The 19,978-nt window shown below is 38.7% G+C and carries 15 protein-coding genes; 11 read left to right on the top strand and 4 right to left on the bottom strand.

Going from position 1 to position 19,978, the window contains the following annotated elements; genetic code table 11:
* Positions 1 to 244: 244 nt before the first annotated feature.
* Positions 245 to 1,069: a DUF2797 domain-containing protein gene (locus HWV01_RS11800; protein ID WP_211671698.1), complete on the bottom strand. Its 825-nt coding sequence runs from the start codon at positions 1,067 to 1,069 to the stop codon at positions 245 to 247.
* 340 nt (positions 1,070 to 1,409) lie between these two features.
* Here HWV01_RS11800 and thrS point away from each other — a divergent pair, with 340 nt between their 5' ends.
* From thrS to ihfA, 8 genes are all read left to right on the top strand, one after another.
* Positions 1,410 to 3,344, top strand: a complete 1,935-nt coding sequence (thrS, locus tag HWV01_RS11795; protein WP_211671697.1) for a threonine--tRNA ligase — start codon at positions 1,410 to 1,412, stop codon at positions 3,342 to 3,344.
* Positions 3,341 to 3,883, top strand: a complete 543-nt coding sequence (gene infC / locus HWV01_RS11790; RefSeq protein ID WP_211675839.1) for a translation initiation factor IF-3 — start codon at positions 3,341 to 3,343, stop codon at positions 3,881 to 3,883. Before thrS ends, infC begins: the two co-directional genes overlap by 4 nt.
* An 84-nt stretch (positions 3,884 to 3,967) precedes the next feature.
* On the top strand, positions 3,968 to 4,162 hold the full coding sequence (rpmI, locus tag HWV01_RS11785) for a 50S ribosomal protein L35 (RefSeq protein WP_019439703.1): 195 nt from the start codon (positions 3,968 to 3,970) through the stop codon (positions 4,160 to 4,162).
* Positions 4,163 to 4,189: 27 nt separating this feature from the next.
* Entirely contained in the window at positions 4,190 to 4,546 is a 357-nt protein-coding gene (gene rplT / locus HWV01_RS11780; protein ID WP_019439702.1) for a 50S ribosomal protein L20, read from the top strand.
* A 226-nt stretch (positions 4,547 to 4,772) separates the two neighbouring features.
* Positions 4,773 to 7,649, top strand: coding sequence for an EAL domain-containing protein (locus HWV01_RS11775; RefSeq protein WP_249185284.1), 2,877 nt, complete (start codon positions 4,773 to 4,775; stop codon positions 7,647 to 7,649).
* A 90-nt stretch (positions 7,650 to 7,739) separates the two neighbouring features.
* Positions 7,740 to 8,723, top strand: a complete 984-nt coding sequence (pheS, locus tag HWV01_RS11770) for a phenylalanine--tRNA ligase subunit alpha (protein WP_211671694.1) — start codon at positions 7,740 to 7,742, stop codon at positions 8,721 to 8,723.
* 14 nt (positions 8,724 to 8,737) lie between these two features.
* Entirely contained in the window at positions 8,738 to 11,125 is a 2,388-nt protein-coding gene (gene pheT / locus HWV01_RS11765) for a phenylalanine--tRNA ligase subunit beta (protein ID WP_211671692.1), read from the top strand.
* A gap of 3 nt (positions 11,126 to 11,128) precedes the next feature.
* Positions 11,129 to 11,422 (top strand): integration host factor subunit alpha, encoded by a 294-nt coding sequence (ihfA, locus tag HWV01_RS11760; RefSeq protein ID WP_211671691.1) that lies wholly within the window; start codon positions 11,129 to 11,131, stop codon positions 11,420 to 11,422.
* 134 nt (positions 11,423 to 11,556) lie between these two features.
* Here the strand turns inward: ihfA and HWV01_RS11755 are convergent, their stop codons facing one another.
* Positions 11,557 to 13,116, bottom strand: coding sequence for a SulP family inorganic anion transporter (locus HWV01_RS11755; protein ID WP_211671689.1), 1,560 nt, complete (start codon positions 13,114 to 13,116; stop codon positions 11,557 to 11,559).
* A gap of 158 nt (positions 13,117 to 13,274) precedes the next feature.
* Positions 13,275 to 16,937: a ribonuclease E gene (gene rne / locus HWV01_RS11750; RefSeq protein ID WP_371816324.1), complete on the bottom strand. Its 3,663-nt coding sequence runs from the start codon at positions 16,935 to 16,937 to the stop codon at positions 13,275 to 13,277.
* A gap of 542 nt (positions 16,938 to 17,479) precedes the next feature.
* On the opposite strand from rne, the gene rluC reads away from it, so the two are divergent.
* Positions 17,480 to 18,433 carry a 23S rRNA pseudouridine(955/2504/2580) synthase RluC gene (gene rluC, locus HWV01_RS11745; protein ID WP_211671684.1) on the top strand — a complete coding sequence of 318 codons (954 nt, stop codon included), beginning with the start codon at positions 17,480 to 17,482 and terminating at the stop codon, positions 18,431 to 18,433.
* Between the two features lie 107 nt (positions 18,434 to 18,540).
* On the opposite strand, the gene HWV01_RS11740 is transcribed toward rluC, so the two are convergent.
* A complete protein-coding gene (locus tag HWV01_RS11740) occupies positions 18,541 to 19,128 on the bottom strand; it encodes a nucleoside triphosphate pyrophosphatase (protein ID WP_211671682.1) in 588 nt (195 codons plus the stop codon).
* Between the two features lie 104 nt (positions 19,129 to 19,232).
* On the opposite strand from HWV01_RS11740, the gene yceD reads away from it, so the two are divergent.
* Together yceD and rpmF are read left to right on the top strand one after the other, a co-directional pair.
* Positions 19,233 to 19,781, top strand: coding sequence for a 23S rRNA accumulation protein YceD (yceD, locus tag HWV01_RS11735; protein WP_211671680.1), 549 nt, complete (start codon positions 19,233 to 19,235; stop codon positions 19,779 to 19,781).
* Between the two features lie 16 nt (positions 19,782 to 19,797).
* Positions 19,798 to 19,968 (top strand): 50S ribosomal protein L32, encoded by a 171-nt coding sequence (rpmF, locus tag HWV01_RS11730; protein ID WP_006033904.1) that lies wholly within the window; start codon positions 19,798 to 19,800, stop codon positions 19,966 to 19,968.
* Positions 19,969 to 19,978: the final 10 nt, after the last annotated feature.

Raw genomic sequence — 19,978 nt, 5'->3', positions numbered from 1 at the left:
CTGCCTGGTTATAGGTGGAATATGTGAGTATTAAATCACGTATTTGGCAGTTTTAATCACTAAAGGTGGGCCGGTTTTTAAGTTTTTTATGTATTTAATACTGATAATGAATGAAAAATAGAGAGTAAATACTGGGGAGTACAAAGTTTGATACGGATTAGTGTGATTTAGTTCAAATTACTGACCGAAGCTAGCGGTCAGCATCTCGTAATACACAATTACCTATTGACAAGCGATTGAGTGGTTAAGCTGTTAATGTTATTTCATAACTGGTGAATTTTCGCATGTTGATCACACCAGTATCAAAAAACAGGTATTGACCTTTAATACCTTGCAATATGCCTGATACAACAGGCTCTTTATCAAAATTGTGTGAAACTATTTTAGTCGGGTGCTGAGTAACAGGGTAGTTAATGGTAACAATATCCCCTTCGAGTTCCTCGATTGCATCTAAACCATACATCATTTCAATATTACCTAATTGTTCTTCAATTAAAGGCATTAAACGTGCTGCTTCCGCTTTTAAATCAATATCTGCGTTTTCGCCTTTAAGCATGGTACGCCAGTTGGTTTTATCACCAATGAATTCAGCTAATGCGGTTTCTACTAACCCCGATATTTGTCTGGTTTTTACTTTAAAGATCGGCAGACCTTGTGTTGCACCTTGATCAATCCAACGGGTTGGTAATTGAGTATGACGGGTAATACCAACTTTTAATGCAGACGTATTTGAAAGGTATACATAGTGGTCAGTCATACAGAAATCATCGGCCCATTCTGGTTGACGACAAGTTCCGTACTCATAATGACACGTTTCTGGTTTCATGATACACATATCACAACTGGCTAGCTTGCGTGTACAAACAAAACAATGGCCTTGTGAATAGCTCTTCTTTGTTTTCTTTCCACAGTTTAAGCAATGTATGTTGCCAGTGTGCGTGAGTGTGATTGATTTACCGATAAGTTCGTTTAACGGAATAAGTGTATCGTCGAGTGGTAATTGGTAACTGACACTATTATCTGCATTAAGTGTTGAAACCATTTTACTGATATGGCCTGTGTATGACATTTTATGATATTCCATTGCTCGTGAAATTATTTTAGGCTTACGTTGTTTGGTAATTTACGTGTTTCTTCTTATTATAGGGGGATTAATCTACGTAAAATTAACAAAAACCGTGTAATTATAATGTAATTCTATATAATACTTGGTCTGGAATTTCTTTCTACTTATTGTTATCACTTTTAGTTTTTAGATGGCAAAATGTCCAGATTGAATTTTAGTTCTTTATTTACATTAGGTACGTTACTTTGTGTATATAAAAGAAAACTTATCACACGATGTTTAATAACATCTTAATTTATGCAAACGCTGCATCGTAGGCAGCATCACTGCAAAAGGATATAAAATGCCTGTAATTACTCTTCCAGATGGCGCTCAGCGTCAATTTGACAACCCAGTAACGATTATGGAAGTTGCTGCAGATATCAGTTCTGGTCTTGCTAAAGCGTGTATCGCTGGACGCATTAACGGTGAACGTGTTGACGCATGTGACCTGATCACTGAAGACGCTGCAATTGAAATCATTACTTCTAAAGATGCTGATGGTCTAGAGATCCTACGCCACTCTTGTGCGCATTTACTTGGTCATGCTATTAAGCAATTATGGCCAAACACCAAGATGGCTATTGGCCCTACCATTGATAAAGGCTTCTATTATGATGTCGATATGGAAGAACCAATTAGTGAAGCTGATTTAGCTAAGCTAGAAAAGCACATGAACAAACTGGTTAAGACCAACTATCAAGTTATTAAGAAAGTTGTATCTTGGCAAGAAGCGCGTGACACGTTTGAAGCACGTGGTGAAACATATAAAGTAGCTATCTTAGACGAGAACATCGGCAAAGATGAAACGCCTGCTTTATATTACCATGAAGAATACGTTGATATGTGTCGTGGTCCACACGTACCAGTAATGAAGCATTGCCAGCATTTCAAATTAATGTCTGTTGCAGGCGCATACTGGCGCGGTAACTCAGACAATAAGATGTTACAACGTATATATGGTACAGCTTGGACTGATAAGAAAGAGCTAAAAGCATATATTCAACGTCTTGCTGAAGCTGAGAAGCGCGATCACCGTAAAATTGGTAAACAACTAGACCTTTACCATATGCAAGAAGATGCACCTGGTATGGTGTTCTGGCATAACGATGGTTGGACAATTTTCCGTGAGTTAGAAAATTTCATTCGTGAAAAATTACGCGAGTTTGATTACCAAGAAGTGAAAGGTCCACAAATCATGGATCGTAGCTTGTGGGAAAAATCAGGCCATTGGGATAAATATTCAGAAGGTATGTTCTGTACTCACTCAGAAAACCGTGAATATGCGATTAAACCAATGAACTGTCCTGGTCACGTACAGATTTATAACCAAGGTTTAAAATCTTACCGTGATTTACCATTACGTATGGCAGAGTTTGGCTCATGTCACCGTAATGAACCATCTGGTTCGCTACATGGCCTAATGCGTGTACGTGGCTTTACGCAAGATGATGCACATATCTTCTGTACTGAAAGCCAAATTCAGCAAGAAGTATCTGATTGCATCAAGATGGTTTTTGAAACTTACGCTACATTTGGTTTCGAAAATATTGAGATTAAACTATCAACACGTCCTGAAAAACGTGTAGGTAGTGATGAGACTTGGGATAAATCTGAGCAGGCACTTGCTGATGCATTAACTGCAAGTGGTTTAAGCTACGATGTACAAGAAGGCGAGGGTGCGTTCTACGGACCTAAAATCGAGTTCACACTACATGACTGCTTAGATCGTGCATGGCAATGTGGTACAATTCAGCTAGACTTCTCAATGCCTGAGAAATTAGGTGCGGAATATGTGTGTGAAAGTAACGGTCGTGAGACGCCTGTTATGATTCACCGAGCGATTTTAGGTTCACTTGAGCGCTTCATTGGAATTCTGATTGAAGAATATGCAGGACTTTTTCCTACTTGGTTATCACCTGTTCAAGCTGTAGTTATGAACATTACAGATAAACAGGCTGTTTTTGCTACAGAATTTGTAGAAAAAATGAAGAAAGTAGGCATTAGATCAAAATTAGACTTGAGAAATGAGAAGATAGGCTTTAAGATCCGCGAACATACTTTGAAACGTGTGCCATATCTTTTGGTTATCGGCGATAAAGAAGTCGAATCAGGAGAAATTGCAGTACGTACTCGTAAGGGCGTTGACTTAGGTACTATGAAGTTAGATGACTTCATCAGTAAATTACAAACCGAAGTCAATAGCCGCGGTAAAACAACTTTGGAGGATTCGTTATAAAAGGCGGAAAAAAAGGTCAACAACAAACGACCAGACAACATCGTATAAACGAAGAAATTCGTATACCTGAATGTCGCTTAAACGGTGCTGATGGTGAAGTAATTGGAATCGTATCTATAAGAGATGCACTTGCTAAAGCAGAAGAAGCAAGTTTAGATCTTGTAGAAATTAGCCCGAATGCCGAGCCTCCTGTTTGCCGTGTCATGGATTACGGTAAATTTATATACGAGAAAAGTAAATCTGTTAAAGAGCAGAAGAAAAAGCAAGTTCGGGTTCAGGTTAAGGAAATAAAATTCCGACCTGGAACTGATGTTGGCGATTATCAGGTAAAACTACGCAACCTGACTCGCTTCCTCGAAGAAGGTAACAAAGCAAAAATTACGCTGCGTTTCCGAGGTCGAGAAATGGCGCACCAGAGCTTAGGCTTTGATCTTTTAAATCGTATTAAAGAAGATTTACAAGAGATTGCAGTCGTGGAAGCTTTCCCGAAAATGGAAGGTCGCCAAGCTGTAATGGTGTTAGCCCCTAAAAAGAAATAGTAGGTGCTTCCAAGTAATATGAGTACGTAAGTACTCATATTCGCCTTACTGTTATTCATTAATATTCAACAATGCGGAGTTATAATGCCTAAGTTGAAATCGAATAAAGGCGCTGCAAAGCGCTTTAAGAAAACCGCTAATGGTTTTAAACGCAAACAGTCTCACCTACGTCATATTTTGACCAAGAAGAGCACTAAACGTAAACGTCACCTTCGTGGTACGCAAATGGTTGCAAAGTGTGATGTTGCATCTGTTTCACGTATGCTTCCATACGCTTAATTTTAGATATAAAAGAGGAAAATAGTTATGCCTAGAGTTAAACGCGGTGTTGTTGCACGTGCTCGTCATAAGAAAGTTTTAAAACAAGCTAAAGGTTATTACGGAGCTCGTTCACGAGTTTACCGTGTTGCTTTCCAAGCAGTTACAAAAGCTGGTCAATATGCTTACCGTGACCGTCGTCAACGTAAACGTCAATTCCGTCAATTATGGATTACACGTATTAACGCTGCTGCACGTCAAAATGGTATGTCTTACAGCCGTTTCATTAATGGCCTTAAACACGCCTCTATTGAAATCGATCGTAAGATCTTAGCAGACATTGCTGTATTCGATAAAGCGGCATTTACTGTACTAGTAAATAAAGCAAAAGAAGCAGTTGCTTAATTTTAATTAAGTAACCGTTATTAAAAGGAGGCCTCGGCCTCCTTTTTTAGTATTTGGTATAATAACGAAAATTATACCTACAAGTAACTAATCCCCTTGCCCTATAAAATAGTTATAAATACCTGTCCGAACTGCCTCCTATATACTTGAAGAATCCTTTTCTGTAATATCAATGCCTCAATTTAAAATAATTTTGAGATTGATATTAAAATTTATGCATTCTTTATTGTCTTTACTATTTTTTATCACTTTTAGTCTATACGCCACTTTTGCACAAGCTGAAGGCGTTGTTATTGATTCTGACTTTAAAGTTGCCCGTCTTGGTACATCAACAAAGTATTTTGAAGATAAAACCAATTCATATACATTTGATTATTTGTCACAAAGACAATCTGCTATTCCATGGGTTAAAGCTAATCAAACTCATTTTAATTTTGGCTTTTCAGATAGCACATTTTGGTTTAAGGGGGAAATCGTTAATAAAACGAACCTTGATAAATATCTGATTATTGATTTTGGCGATTCGCTGTTAGATCAAATAGATCTTTATTTTATGCATGAAAATGGACAGTCGGTTGTAAAAAGACTCGGTACGCGTCGTCTGGATGAGGATAATATGCCTAAACTGACATTCGCTAGGGGTTTTAAGGTTGAAGCGGGTGAAAGGGTGAGTTACTTCATTCGAATTAAAACAAGTGCCTTTTTACAAACTCCCCTCAGGATTTGGAATGCGAACGATTTCATTGATGAACAATCACAGCATAAATTAATGGTTGGTATGTTTACTGGCCTATTTTTAATGATGATATGTTATCTAATATTTTTATATATTCACCTGCATGAACCACGATTAATTCAATATGTTGTATTTATCATGTGCTATATCTCTGTCATATGGATTTTAGAAGGTTTTGGCTTCATTTATAATGTAAGTTTTATAGCTCATTATTATGATTCAATAATCGTGATATTAATGGGCGTGATTGGTTTAAACTTGAGTTTATTTGCACGACAATTATTAAAGTTAAGATACCGTTCTTGGTTTTCGGTATCGACAAAAATACTTATCTTTTTCTCGACGGTTGTTATTTCAAGTTCAGTATTATTTTCATTTAAAACCAGCATCATATTAATGTCTATTTTAGCTCTTGGCATTACATTGTTGTCAATTGTCTGTGGCTTATTTTTTATCCGTAATGAATCTAAAGATGTTCGTTTTTATGTGCTGTCATTAGTATATTTTATACTTGGTATTGATATTCACATATTAACTCGTTTCGGGTTGCTTGGTCAGAATGAGTTTACGGATTATATCTCGGCATTTTCTGCTTTAATCGTATTGGTTTATTTATGTTGGAATTTTGCAAAGCAAATGGCGCATGACCGGGTTGTAAAAAAAGATGTCGAAAAGCAAATGACATCTGCCAATGAGCGTTATTACAGCGTATTTCAAAATGCAGCCGAGGGTATGTTTACGACGTCACTCGAAGGGTGCATATTAGCGATTAATAAATCAATGTGCAGATTACTCGGTTTTATTAATCTGGAGGACATGCAAAAGTCAGGGAATCTAACCGCAGATGCGTTTTATGCAGACCCTGGCTTGCGTGAAAAAATAATAGAAAGACTACGTGTTGAAGGTGAGATTAATAGCATTGAGATGTCTGGCTATGATCGTTATGGTGAAATATTCCACGGTGAAATCAATATGCGTCTTAATATACAACCTGATATAACTGTTATAGATGGGTCATTTGTTAATACGACAAAACGTAAGCAACATGAAATAAAATTGGCATCGATTGCTAAATATGATCAGTTGACGGGGCTCGTAAACCGTACTCATTTTGAAAAACTGGTTGGTGTAACTTTAGAAAGTAAGCGTTCGGTATTAGAAGACAACATTTTACTTTATTTAGATCTTGATCAGTTTAAGTTGGTTAATGACATTTGTGGGCATGATGTTGGTGATTCACTATTGAAAAAAATCACCGTGGTTTTAAAGTCATTTCTTGATGAAAGTGCGATATTGGCGCGATTTGGTGGTGATGAATTTGGTATTTTACTTAACAAGACTAACTTTGATAGTGCGTTAGAAACTGCAGATACTATTCGCTGTGGTATTGAAAACTTTAGGTTCACACATAATAGTCGACATTTTGTGTTAGGTGTTAGTATCGGTATTGTCATTTTAGATGAATCAATTGAAAACTTTTCACAAGCATTGAGTCTTGCTGATACGGCATGTTTTACAGCAAAAGAGCAGGGGCGTAATCGCGTTCATGTATACAGTAAAAGTAATGATGTAATGCTTGGTCATCAACGTGAAATGCGTTGGATCGGTGTATTGCGTGAAGCGTTAGATGCAGATAGATTCGAGCTTGCGTTTCAAACTATCAAGCCTTTATCTCCTTCTGTGGATGAAGGCTATCGCTATGAAATTTTACTTAGGTTGAGAGATGAACAAGGTGTTTTACAATCACCAAGTGAATTTATTGCCGCCGCTGAAAACTATAATTTTATGTCACAGCTTGATCGTTGGGTTGTTAAAACATACTGTCAGTGGCTGTCTTCTAATCCAAAACACCTTGCCAACCTGAGTTCGGCATCAATCAATTTATGTGGCCAATCTTTGGTTGATCGCAGTATGCATACCTTTATAGAAAAAACAATTTCAGCCTATGGCATACCCCCTGAAAAACTGTGTTTTGAAATTACAGAAAGTCAGGCAATTATGGATTTTGATCGAACAATACTGTTTATGAACAAGTTTAAAGATTTGGGTTGCCGTTTTAGTTTGGACGATTTTGGTAGTGGGTTTTCTTCATACAGCTATATTAAACGATTGCCAATTGATCAACTGAAAATTGATGGTTCATTTGTTAAAAATATTGAAACAGATCATGTTGATTACACTATGGTTAAGTCATTTAATGAAATTGCAAAGGCAGTTAATATTAAAACGGTAGCTGAATATGTGGAAAATGAAAACATTAAAAATATCCTATCAGGAATAGGGATTGATTATGTTCAAGGCTATTTAATAGCCAAACCTGCACTTTTAGTTGATTTAGTTGATATTGAGCACCTAGATTCAGCTTAAGTACTAGCACTTAGGCTTACTTTTGAGTAAAATCATCCATTACTGAATGAATCTATTCACTTTTCCTGCCAACAGGGTGATAAGAAAAACATGCAACACCTCAAAGAAATAATAGTACAGGCCGTAGAAGCCGTAGCAAACGCAACTGACCTCGCAACATTGGACACTGTGCGTGTTGAGTACCTTGGTAAAAAGGGTATTTTAACTGAACAGATGAAAACATTAGGTAAACTGCCTCCAGCAGAAAAACCTAAAGCTGGCCAAGCGATTAATATTGCTAAGCAAGAAGTTCAAAAAGTCATTAACGAGAAACGTGATGCATTACAGCAAGCTGTTTTAGATGCTAAATTAGCTGAAGAAATGATTGATGTGACAGCACCAGGTCGTACCAACCTTAATGGTGGTTTACATCCTGTAACACGTACTATCGAACGTATTGAATCATTTTTCGGTGAATTAGGTTTCGCTGTTAAATCTGGACCAGAAGTTGAAGATGATTATCACAACTTTGATGCATTGAATATCCCTGAGCACCATCCTGCTCGTGCGGATCACGATACATTTTACTTTAACCCTAAATTAGTACTAAGAACACAAACGTCTGGTGTTCAAATTCGTACGATGGAAGTGGAAAAACCACCAATTCGTATTATTTCTCCAGGCCGTGTTTACCGTAATGATTACGATCAAACTCACACACCAATGTTCCACCAAGTAGAAGGTCTATTTGTGGACGAAAAGGTAAGCTTTAGCGAACTAAAAGGTGTGTTACACGATTTCCTAAATAACTTCTTTGAAGAAGATTTAGAAATTCGTTTCCGTCCTTCTTATTTCCCATTCACAGAAACTTCTGCCGAAGTTGATGTTATGGGCAAAAATGGTAAATGGTTAGAAGTACTAGGCTGCGGCATGGTACACCCTAACGTATTAACCTCTGTTGGAATCGACCCTGAGAAATACTCTGGCTTTGCCTTTGGTATGGGTGTTGAACGTTTAGCGATGCTTCGCTATGGCGTTAACGATTTACGTTCATTTTTCGAAAATGATTTACGTTTCCTCAAGCAGTTTAAATAAGATAGGACTCAATAATGAAATTCAGTAATGAATGGTTACAAACTTGGGTTAAACCAGGTCTTACAAATGAAGAGTTAGCTCATCAAATCACGATGGCTGGTCTAGAAGTTGACGGTATTGATGCTGTTGCGGGTGATTTTACTGGTATCGTTGTGGGTCACGTTGTTGAATGTGGTCAGCATCCGGATGCAGATAAATTACAAGTAACTAAAATTGATATAGGTGCAGAAGAGCTAATCGACATCGTATGTGGTGCAGCTAACTGCCGTGAAGGGCTAAAAGTTGCGGTTGCAACTGTTGGTGCTGTGTTACCAGGTGACTTCAAAATTAAAAAAGCAAAACTACGTGGTCAACCATCACACGGTATGCTTTGTTCTGAGTCTGAAATGGGCATGGCTGAATCAGCTGAAGGTCTCATTGAATTACCCGCTGACGCAGTACCTGGTACTTGTATTCGCGAATTCCTTGGTCTTGATGATGTTACGATCGAAGTTGATCTAACACCTAACCGTGCTGATTGTTTAAGTATCGCAGGTATTGCTCGTGAAGTTGGTGTTTTAAACAACATAGCTGTCACGGCACCTGAATGGACTAATGCAACGGAAACAAGCGCTGAAACAGTAAGTGTTTCTGTAGACGCTACAGCGCAGTGTCCTCGTTACCTTGGTCGTGTGATCAGTAACTTAGATGTGACTGCGAAAACGCCTTTATGGATGGTAGAGCGCCTACGTCGTTGTGGTACTCGTTCAATTGATCCAATCGTTGACGTAACAAACTATGTATTGTTAGAACTAGGTCAACCAATGCATGCATTTGACTTAGCGACTTTAACGGGTGGCATTAATGTTCGTCTTGCAAACCAAGATGAAAAATTAACACTACTTGACGGTAATGAAGTTAAGCTAAATGACAATACACTTGTTATTGCAGATGATAGCGGTGCGATTGCAATGGCTGGTATCTTCGGTGGCGAAAAAACTGGCGTAACGACTGCAACAAACTCAATTTTACTGGAGTCTGCATTCTTTAGCCCGCTCGCGATTACTGGTCGCGCTCGTGCATACGGTCTGCATACTGATTCTTCACATCGTTTTGAACGTGGTGTTGATTCAGAGCTTCAATATCAAGCGATGGAACGTGCAACACAGTTAATCGTTGAAATCTGTGGTGGTGAAGTCGCTCCTGTTGTAGATGTGACTACAGAGTCTGCATTACCGACACATGCGCCAATTAACTTACGTCGTCATCAGTTAGATAAAGTAATTGGCTTCCATGTTGAAGATGCGAAAGTAACTGATATTTTAAACAGTTTAGGTTTATCGCCTACGTTTGAAAATGATACATGGACAGTTTCTTCTCCATCTTTCCGCTTCGATATCGAAGTTGAAGTCGATTTAATCGAAGAAGTAGCGCGTGTATTCGGTTACAACAATATCCCAAATGTTGCACCTGTTGCTCCATTGAAGATGACTGATCATAATGAAGCAACATTACCTGTTCGCCGCATTCGTGACTTAATGGTTGACCGTGGTTTCCAAGAAGCAATTACATATAGCTTTGTTGACCCAAAACGTCAGTTATTATTACACCCTGAAGCAGACCATCTTGTATTACCACATCCAATTTCGATTGAAATGTCAGTAATGCGTGTAAGTATGTTTACAGGTTTGGTAGAAGCTGTTGTAGCTAACCAAAAACGTCAGCAACAGCGTATTCGTTTATTTGAAACTGGTCTTACTTTTATTAAAGATGAATCAGTTGAAAATGGCGTGCTTCAAGTGCCAATGCTTGGTGCAATCATCGCGGGTACAGCAAATGCTGAATCGTGGAATCAAGAGAGTAAGTCTGTTGACTATTTTGATCTTAAAGGCGATTTAGACGCATTATTAGATCAAACATGTAACACTGATGAATTTGTACTTAAACGTGCAAGTCATCCTGGATTACATCCTGGTCAAAGTGCTGAAATCTTCTGTGGTGATCGTTCTGTTGGTCATATTGGTACTATCCATCCTTCACTAGAGAAGAAGTTAGGCCTAAATGGTTCAACGATTATTCTTGAGATTGAACTGGCTACATTAACATCTCGTAAATTGCCGCAAGCTGTTGAAGTTTCTAAGTTTACTTCGAACCGTCGTGACATTGCTATGATTGTTAAAGACGACGTTAACGCTGGTGATGTTCTCAACTTCATCAAAAAAGTTGGCGGGAATCAGTTAGTTGGCATAAACTTGTTTGATGTATACCAAGGTACAGGTGTTGCAGAAGGTCATAAGAGCCTAGCAATCAGCTTAACCTTACAAGATATCTCACGCACCTTGGAAGAAAAAGAAATATCTGAAGCAGTAAATAATGTTGTGGAAGCTATCTCATCTGAATTCAATGCATCCTTGAGGGATTAATTTATGGCACTAACCAAAGCTGATATTGCTGAAACTTTATTTAACGACGTTGGCCTGAGTAAACGTGAATCTAAAGAAATGGTAGAAGCTTTCTTTGAAGAGATTCGCTTATCTTTAGAAGTTAACGAACAAGTTAAAATATCTGGTTTTGGTAATTTTGACCTTCGTGATAAAGGTGAACGACCTGGTCGTAATCCTAAAACAGGTGAAGATATACCAATTACAGCTCGTCGCGTTGTGACTTTTAAACCGGGTCAGAAGTTGAAAGCGAAAGTTGAGACTATCTCAAAAAATTAGAGTTTAATCAGATAATAAAAAACCGGCTAATGCCGGTTTTTTTATGCCTGTTATAAACGAATGTTCATAACAGTTACAGATATATTATTACCCTACAACACAATAAAAGGAAGTAGGGTAAGTGCTAGAAGGAATTAACCGCCTAGTTTATCTGATGCAACATGGTACTCAGGGTCTTCAATTAAATTAACTTCAATCATATCGCCTGCGCGCTTCATTAATTGCTTACATTCTAATGAAAGATGGCGTAAGTGTAATACTTTACCTTCTGCGATATAACGTTCAGCCAGTGTGTCGATAGCTTCAATCGCTGAGTGGTCACACACGCGTGAGTTAGCAAAGTCGATGATTACATCTTGTGGATCTGTAGATGTATCAAATAACTCTAAGAAGTGGCTAACAGAACCAAAGAATAGTGGACCATTTACTTTGTATACTTTGCTACCAGACTCTTCGATAGATTTTTCTGCATTGATATGTGCGGCATGTTCCCAAGCAAAACGTAATGCAGAAACAATAACACCGATAATCACAGCAACAGCTAGATCAGTAAATACAGTAACAACTGTAACAAGCACAATTACAAATGTATCTGCCTTTGGAATTTTACGTATTACACGGAAAGTTGCCCATTCAAATGTACCAATCACAACCATGAACATAACACCAACAAGTGCAGCTAGTGGAATTACCTCGATAAGCGATGAGAAGAATAGGATAAAGAGTAATAGTGATATTGCAGCCGTGATACCAGATAAACGGCCGCGACCACCAGAGTTGATGTTGATCATTGATTGGCCGATCATAGCACAACCACCCATAGCACCAAAGAAACCGTTAACGATGTTTGAGGCACCCTGTGCAACACATTCTCGGTTACCTTTACCACGTGTACCAGTCATCTCATCAATAACGGTTAATGTTAATAATGATTCAATAAGACCAACTGCAGCAAGAATTAATGAATAAGGTAAGATTATATAGAGTGTTTCTAGTGTAAATGGCACACTTGGAATACTAAAGCTTGGTAATGAACCTGAAATAGTCGCATTATCATCGCCTGTCATTGAACGAACAAAATCAACAACTGTACGCGTATCTAGTCCCATGTAATAAACAATTAGCGTCACCGTTACAATTGCAACAAGTGAAGAAGGTACTGCTTTTGTTAGTTTCGGTAGGAAATGAATAATAGCCATTGTAAGGGCAACAAGACCTAACATGATATAAAGCTGTGACCCTTGTAACCAAGCTAGATCACCATTAGTGTCAATGAATTTGAATTGACCTAATTGCGCTAAGAAAATGACGATAGCTAGACCATTCACAAACCCCATCATTACTGGGTGTGGTACGATCCGAATAAACTTACCGAGCTTGAATACACCTGCAAGCACTTGCAATAAACCGGCAAGCACAACGGCCGCAAATAAATATTGTACGCCATTGTCAGCTACAAGCGATACCATTACAACAGCCATCGCACCCGTAGCACCGGAGATCATACCTGGACGTCCGCCAAAAATGGCTGTGATTAAACCGACCATAAATGCTGCATATAAGCCGACCAGCGGTTCAACACCTGCAACAAAAGCAAATGCAACAGCTTCTGGGACAAGTGCGAGTGCGACGGTTAATCCAGACAAGACATCATTTTTTACTGATGCTATGGAATATTTTGGAAATTCAAACATAAATTATAAGTTACCGAGTTGTCATTAATGAATAAAATAAAAGGACCATGTGAGTTTGACATGATCCTAGTTATTAAAAGTGTACTAAGTAAGTACTAAAAAGCCGCATAACATGCGGCTTTAAAATTTAGCTAATAGTTATTGTTTAATAATAGTTATTATTTAGCTAATTTGGTTGGCGATGTGCTTTGTGACGAAGCAAATTGACTGCCACCTGGTCCAGCTGCCACATCAATCAATGGTCGTTGAACGACACCAACTTTTGGAACGAAGTGGTGTTGTGAAGGTGCTACTTGTTGAGGTGTCGCCATCTTAACAGTGAAGTTAGTCTTCTTTGATGTTGTACCTTGTGCTTGCAGTGCTGGCACTGAAGTCACTTCAATAGCCTGATAAGCAACAGGTGTTTCAACAACAACAGGTGTTTCAGCAACAGGTGTTTCAACAACAGGTGTTTCAGCAACAACAGGTGTTTCAATAACAACAGGTGTTTCAACAACAACAGGTGTTTCAACAACAACAGGTTTTTCAGCAACAACTGGTGTTTCAACAACAACTGGTGTTTCAACAACAACTGGTGTTTCAACAACAACTGGTGTTTCAACAACAGGTGTATCAGCAACAACTGGTGTTTCAACAACAACAGGTGTTTCAGCAACAACTGGTGTTTCAACAACTGGTGTTTCAACAACAGGTGTTTCAGTAACAACCGGTGTTTCAGCAACAACAGGTGTTTCAGCAACAACTGGTGTTTCAACAACAACAGGTGTATCAGTAACAACCGGTGTCTCAGCAACAACAGGTGTTTCAGTAACAACCGGTGTTTCAGTAACAACCGGTGTTTCAACAACAACTGGTGTCGCAGTTACAACAGGTACGGCACCTGGACGAGTTGCTGGTGCTGTGTGCATTTTACGCGTTACAGATTTAGTTTCAATCTTTACACGTTCAGCTGACGCTTTCGCTGTTGGTGTCACAGCAGGGGTTGCTTCAACAGTGACTGGCGCTGGTTTAGCTGCGGCTGCTGTATGCATAACAGGTTTAGTGACTGCTGCTGTTACAGGTTTAGTTTCAATCTTTACACGTTCAGCTGACGCTTTCGCTGTTGGGGTCACGGCAAGGGTTGCTTCAACAGTGATGACTGGCGCTGGTTTAGCTGCGGCCGCTGTATGCATAACAGGTTTAGTTACCGCTGCTGTTACAGGTTTAGTTACTGCTGCTGTTACAGGTTTAGTTACTGCTGCTGTTACAGGTTTAGTTACTGCTGCTGTTACAGGTTTAGTTACTGCTGCTGTTACAGGTTTAGTTACTGCTGCTGTTACAGGTTTAGTTACTGCTGCTGTTACAGGTTTAGTTACTGCTGCTGTTACAGGTTTAGTTACTGCTGCTGTTACAGGTTTAGTTACCGCTGCTGTTACAGGTTTAGTTACCGCTGCTGTTACAGGTTTAGTTACCGCTGCTGTTACAGGTTTAGTTACCGCTGCTGTTACAGGTTTAGTTGCTGCCGCTGTTACAGGTTTAGTCACTTCAACCGTTACAGGTTTAGTTGTTTCTGTATTTTCAGTTTTTACTGCATCGTTAGTTTTAGCATTTTTAGGACCACGACGAGTACGTTTAGGTTGCGTATTTACATCAGGCTTAGACGTGTTCGAAACATCAGCAGTTGCAGGTGTTTGTTCTAATACTGCAGATACTTTTTGTTCATTGTTCACTCGCACTTTTTTACGCATATTTCGGCGTTGGCGACGTTCAGCTAAAACAGCTTGATTTTGTGAGCTGCTTTCTTCTTTCGCATTTTTAGTCTGTATAGGCGACTTATCTTGATTGTGCGTTTTTTGTTTTTCATCGAACTTTTTATGCTGTTTCGGTTCAACCTTGTTATGCGGTTTCGATTCAACATCGGCTGTTTTATTAGCGTCTTGTTGTTTGTTCTCAACATTATCAGGAGTTCGAGGTTTACGATTGCGACGGGTACGTGGTTTACGAGGCTCATCATTATGACGGTTGCTCGATGTTTTTTCTGTTACCGTCTTTTTAGGTGCTTCTTTAACTGTTTCTTTTACGACAACTTTTTCGTCGCTACTGAAGAACCCTGAAATTGCTTTACCAATACGGCTAAATACCGATTCTTTGTCTACTACAGGCTTCACTGATTTAGCTTGAGTAGATGCTTTAGGTTTTGCACTTTGTGTTACTTTTTTAACTGCTTGAGTTGGTTTACTTTTTTTCTCTTCAGGCGTGTTAATTTGCTTCACAAGAGGTTGAACTGTTTCGTTATTTACTTTTGGTTCATAACGAGTAAATTCACGTGATTGTGTCAGTTCAGTACTCGATAATTCTGAGCTATCGTCATCCGCTTTAACACGAGAAACTTCAAAATGAGGTGTTTGTAAGTTCTCATTTGGAATGATAAAGCTTTTAACTTTGTAACGTTTCTCTAAACGTAGGATTGAGTTACGCTTTTCATTTAATAGGTAAGCAGCAACTGGAACAGGTACTTGCGCTACGATGTGATTTGTATTCTCTTTTAGAGATTCTTCTTCGATTAAACGTAGAATAGATAGTGCTAAAGATTCATTATCACGGATCGTACCTTGACCATTACAGCGAGGGCAGACATGCGTACTTGATTCACCAAGAGAAGGGCGGATACGTTGACGAGACATTTCCATTAGACCAAATCGAGAGATACGACCTAATTGAATTCGCGCTCGATCTTGTCGTACCGCGTCACGTAAGCAGTTTTCAACTTCACGTTGGTTTTTAACTGGACCCATATCGATAAAATCGATAACAACAAGGCCACCAAGATCTCGTAGACGTAGTTGACGAGCAACTTCATCTGCGGCTTCTAAGTTAGTGTTTAATGCTGTTTCTTCAATATCACCACCGCGTGTTGCACGTGCAGAGTTAATATCAATTGAAGTTAAGGCTTCAGTTGGATCAATTACAATTGAACCGCCTGATGGTAGACGAACTTCGCGTTGAAAAGCTGATTCGATTTGAGTTTCAATTTGGTAGTGATTGAATAAAGGAACATCACCTTGATACAATTTAATACGATCAATAAAGTCTGGACGAATTAATTTGATGCGGTTTTTAGCTTCTTCAAACGCTTTTGGATGATCAATGAGGATTTCACCAATATCACGACGAAGATAGTCACGAATAGCACGGGCGATCACGTTACTTTCTTGGTGGATTAAGAAGGTACCTTGACGGTCTTTAGCACTATCTTGGATTGCTCCCCAATGATTTAACAGTACTTTAAGATCCCATTCTAATTCTTCAGCAGATTTACCCACACCAGCAGTACGAACAATCAGTCCCATGCCTTCTGGTAATTCTAATGTAGCAAGTGCAGATTTAAGTTCTGTACGTTCATCACCTTCGATGCGACGTGAAATACCGCCTGCACGAGGATTGTTTGGCATTAGAACAAGATAACTACCAGCTAAACTAATGAAGGTTGTTAATGCTGCACCTTTGTTACCACGTTCTTCTTTTTCAATCTGAACAATTACTTCGGTACCTTCTGCAACAACATCCTTAATGCTTGGACGTCCGCGTTGCTTACCAGTACCTTGTTTGAAGTAAGTGCGAGAGATTTCTTTAAGAGGAAGGAAACCGTGGCGGTCTGCACCGTAATCAACAAAAGCAGCTTCTAAGCTTGGTTCTACGCGGGTAATCTTACCTTTATAGATATTCGCTTTCTTTTGTTCATGGCCAGGGCTTTCAATATCTAGATCATAAAGGCGTTGCCCATCAACTAGCGCAACGCGCAACTCTTCTTTTTGAGTTGCATTAATTAACATTCTTTTCATTTTGTTATGTTACTTATAAATTAATTTTCATGCTTGGATAAATTAGTTAGACGTACATCAGGCCTTGTGTCTGTAGATAATCAACCTCTCGGCTGTTTAAATTAAGGCGCTGTTAGATGCTCTAATTGTGATTAAGTGTCTTACGATTATTTCTGCACTTATTAGATTCCATCGATAACTAACGTGTATAATTGCATTCGAAAAGGTGTCTTACATAGAAGTTGAATTGTGGGGGGTGGTATCCAGCTGGATAAATGAAACTCCCTATCAACGTACACCTTATATACAAAATGTATGCTAAAAACCCGCAGCAAGAATAACGGCATCCTGGTTATTCTGAAATTATTGGTATAAATAAATGATTATTTACCCCAATAGCAGATATACTAAAGCCATTATCATTCTTGGCTGTATTTTTTTAGCAGTACAGAGGGTATTATCCCATTGCCTGCATTAATATAGCAAGTTAACTTTCCATTCAATTTAGAAATTCTTTTCAAATTGATACTTATACGCACTTTGAGTTAGACAATAAAATAATTATGACCGATAAAATTTCACCGAAAGTAGAATTTGTAACCATTACTGAAGATTATCAAGGACAGCGAATTGATAACTTTTTACGCACGAAGTTAAAAGGTGTGCCAAAAAGTATGATTTACCGCATCATACGTAAAGGTGAGGTGAGAGTTAACAAGGGTAGAATTAAACCTGAGTATAAATTACAGCCTGAAGATATTGTTCGTGTACCACCTGTGCGAGTTTCAGAAACTGAAGCTATTTCTCCATCAGCTAATCTTGATTCTGTTCGTGCGCTTGAATCGCAAATTATTTATGAAGATGACTACTTAATTGTCATCAACAAACCATCTGGAATGGCTGTCCACGGTGGTAGTGGGTTAAGCTTTGGATTAATTGAAGGTTTACGTGCCATTCGACCTGATAGTAGATACCTTGAATTGGTGCATCGTTTAGATCGCGATACGTCAGGCTGCCTATTAGTTGCTAAAAAACGTAGTACGCTAAAAGCATTGCATGAGCAATTACGTTTAAAAACCATGCAGAAAGATTACCAAGCACTTGTTGCAGGCGCATGGCCACGCAGTACAAAAGTGGTGAATGCACCGTTGTTAAAAAATACGGTAAGTTCGGGCGAACGTATTGTACGTGTTGATGAGGAAGGTAAGCAATCTCAGACTCGTTTTAAAATCATTCAACGTTATGAACACGGCACATTGGTTCAAGCAAGCCCTATTACTGGTAGAACACACCAAATCCGTGTGCATACATTACATGCAGGTCATCCGATTGCTTGTGATGATAAATATGGCGATAAAGATTTTACTAAGCACATGAACGGCCTAGGCTTGAAACGTCTATTTTTGCATGCAGCACGTTTAAAGTTCTTTAACCCTGGTACAGAAGAAACACAAGAAGTTGAAGCACCATTAGATATGGCGCTGGTTAAAGCGCTAGAAAAACTGAAAAAGTGTTAATCATATAAGTTATTAAGTGTTACTCACTTAATAATCTTAGGTAAAAAGCCAGTATCGATGATGCTGGCTTTTTTTATGTTCTAAATTTGGCTTAAATTGTTCTCTATTTAAGCTTCTAAAACGTTATATCCTTGTTCTTGTAAGATCTCAACTAAACTAATAAGCGGTAATCCGATTAAAGTATTTGGATCCTTACCTTCTAATTTAGAGAATAATGCGATACCAAGTCCTTCACACATAAAACTTCCAGCACAATTATACGGTTTTTCGGTTTCAAGATAGTAACGAATTTGGCTGTCAGTTAACGTCCTAAAATGAACAATGAAGCGTTCAACTATCGTATCTGTACGACCTGTACATTGATTTACAACAGAAAGCCCTGTGTAAAAAGTTATATTTTGTGCAGAAACGGCAGATAATTGTGCAAAAGCTGTTTCAAAGTTACCTGGTTTACCTATTATTTTGTTATTAATGACACAAACCTGATCCGATCCGATAGATATTGAGTTACTATACTCTCGACTGGCAGCTTGAGCTTTTTCTAGTGCTAGGCGTGATACAAGAATTTCAGCCGTTTCGTTTGGCTTTTCGGTTTCATCGACTTTCGGGTTGAAGGTGTCGAAAGGGCAGTTTAGTTTTTCTAAGATCTGTTTACGGAACGGGGATGTTGAAGCAAGGATCAATTTAGGTCTCATGGTTTATCTATCATCAATTATTTAGTTATTTGATGATTTTAACGGCAAGTGACCTATTTTTGTAGGGAAAATTGATTTTTTTTCATTTTCCTTTTGACTATAACATGATGAATCTATATTATCCGCAACCTATGAAAAAGGTAAAACTACCAGTAACTGTTGATCCTTATCGTACTGCTCAACAAAGATTGGACTTTAACACTCGTGTTGAAGCTAGTCTGTTGAAACGTATTACGGATGCAACGGCAGGTGAACCAAGTGATGCTGACGTATCAATTTCGTTCAGTAAAGACAGTCAAGGTCTTATAGTGATACAGGGTAGCGTATCATTAACCGTTAACCTTGAATGTCAGCGCTGTGGCGGGATATTTAAGCAAGCTTGTGAAACCGAATTTAGATATAGTCCTGTGAAAAATGATTCTCAGGCCGACGATCTGCCAGATGCTTATGAGCCCATTGAATTGGACGAAAATGGCGAAGTTAATCCGATTTCATTCATTGAAGATGAAGTGATTATCAATTTACCTCTGGTTGCTTTGCATTCAGAAGAAGATTGTTCAGTGAATCCCAATGAAATGAGTTTTGGTGAAATCGAGCCTGCTGATGAGCAGCCCAACCCATTTGCAGCTTTATCTGAATTAAAGCGCAAGTAATTAGGAGTATAGGTCAATGGCCGTACAAAAAAGTAAAGTAACTCGTTCACGCCGTGGTCAACGTCGTTCACATGACGCTCTAACTGCAGCAGCTACAACTGTTGACGTGACTTCTGGTGAAACTCACCTACGTCACAATGTAACAGCTGATGGTTACTACAAAGGCGTTAAAGTAATTAACAAATAAGTTATATTAC

The sequence above is a fragment of the Moritella sp. 5 genome (assembly GCF_018219455.1).
Classification (GTDB): domain Bacteria; phylum Pseudomonadota; class Gammaproteobacteria; order Enterobacterales; family Moritellaceae; genus Moritella.
The sequence above is the reverse complement of the archived record's forward strand: the minus strand, read 5'-3'. Positions and strand labels throughout refer to the sequence as shown.

Coding starts and splice junctions, on each gene's coding strand:
- HWV01_RS11800 (WP_211671698.1), bottom strand. CDS start 1,069: ATGTCATACACAGGCCATATCAGTAAAATGGTTTCAACACTTAATGCA.
- rpmI (WP_019439703.1), top strand. CDS start 3,968: ATGCCTAAGTTGAAATCGAATAAAGGCGCTGCAAAGCGCTTTAAGAAA.
- pheT (WP_211671692.1), top strand. CDS start 8,738: ATGAAATTCAGTAATGAATGGTTACAAACTTGGGTTAAACCAGGTCTT.
- rluC (WP_211671684.1), top strand. CDS start 17,480: ATGACCGATAAAATTTCACCGAAAGTAGAATTTGTAACCATTACTGAA.
- yceD (WP_211671680.1), top strand. CDS start 19,233: ATGATGAATCTATATTATCCGCAACCTATGAAAAAGGTAAAACTACCA.
- thrS (WP_211671697.1), top strand. CDS start 1,410: ATGCCTGTAATTACTCTTCCAGATGGCGCTCAGCGTCAATTTGACAAC.
- ihfA (WP_211671691.1), top strand. CDS start 11,129: ATGGCACTAACCAAAGCTGATATTGCTGAAACTTTATTTAACGACGTT.
- HWV01_RS11755 (WP_211671689.1), bottom strand. CDS start 13,116: ATGTTTGAATTTCCAAAATATTCCATAGCATCAGTAAAAAATGATGTC.
- rne (WP_371816324.1), bottom strand. CDS start 16,937: ATGAAAAGAATGTTAATTAATGCAACTCAAAAAGAAGAGTTGCGCGTT.
- pheS (WP_211671694.1), top strand. CDS start 7,740: ATGCAACACCTCAAAGAAATAATAGTACAGGCCGTAGAAGCCGTAGCA.
- HWV01_RS11740 (WP_211671682.1), bottom strand. CDS start 19,128: ATGAGACCTAAATTGATCCTTGCTTCAACATCCCCGTTCCGTAAACAG.
- rpmF (WP_006033904.1), top strand. CDS start 19,798: ATGGCCGTACAAAAAAGTAAAGTAACTCGTTCACGCCGTGGTCAACGT.
- rplT (WP_019439702.1), top strand. CDS start 4,190: ATGCCTAGAGTTAAACGCGGTGTTGTTGCACGTGCTCGTCATAAGAAA.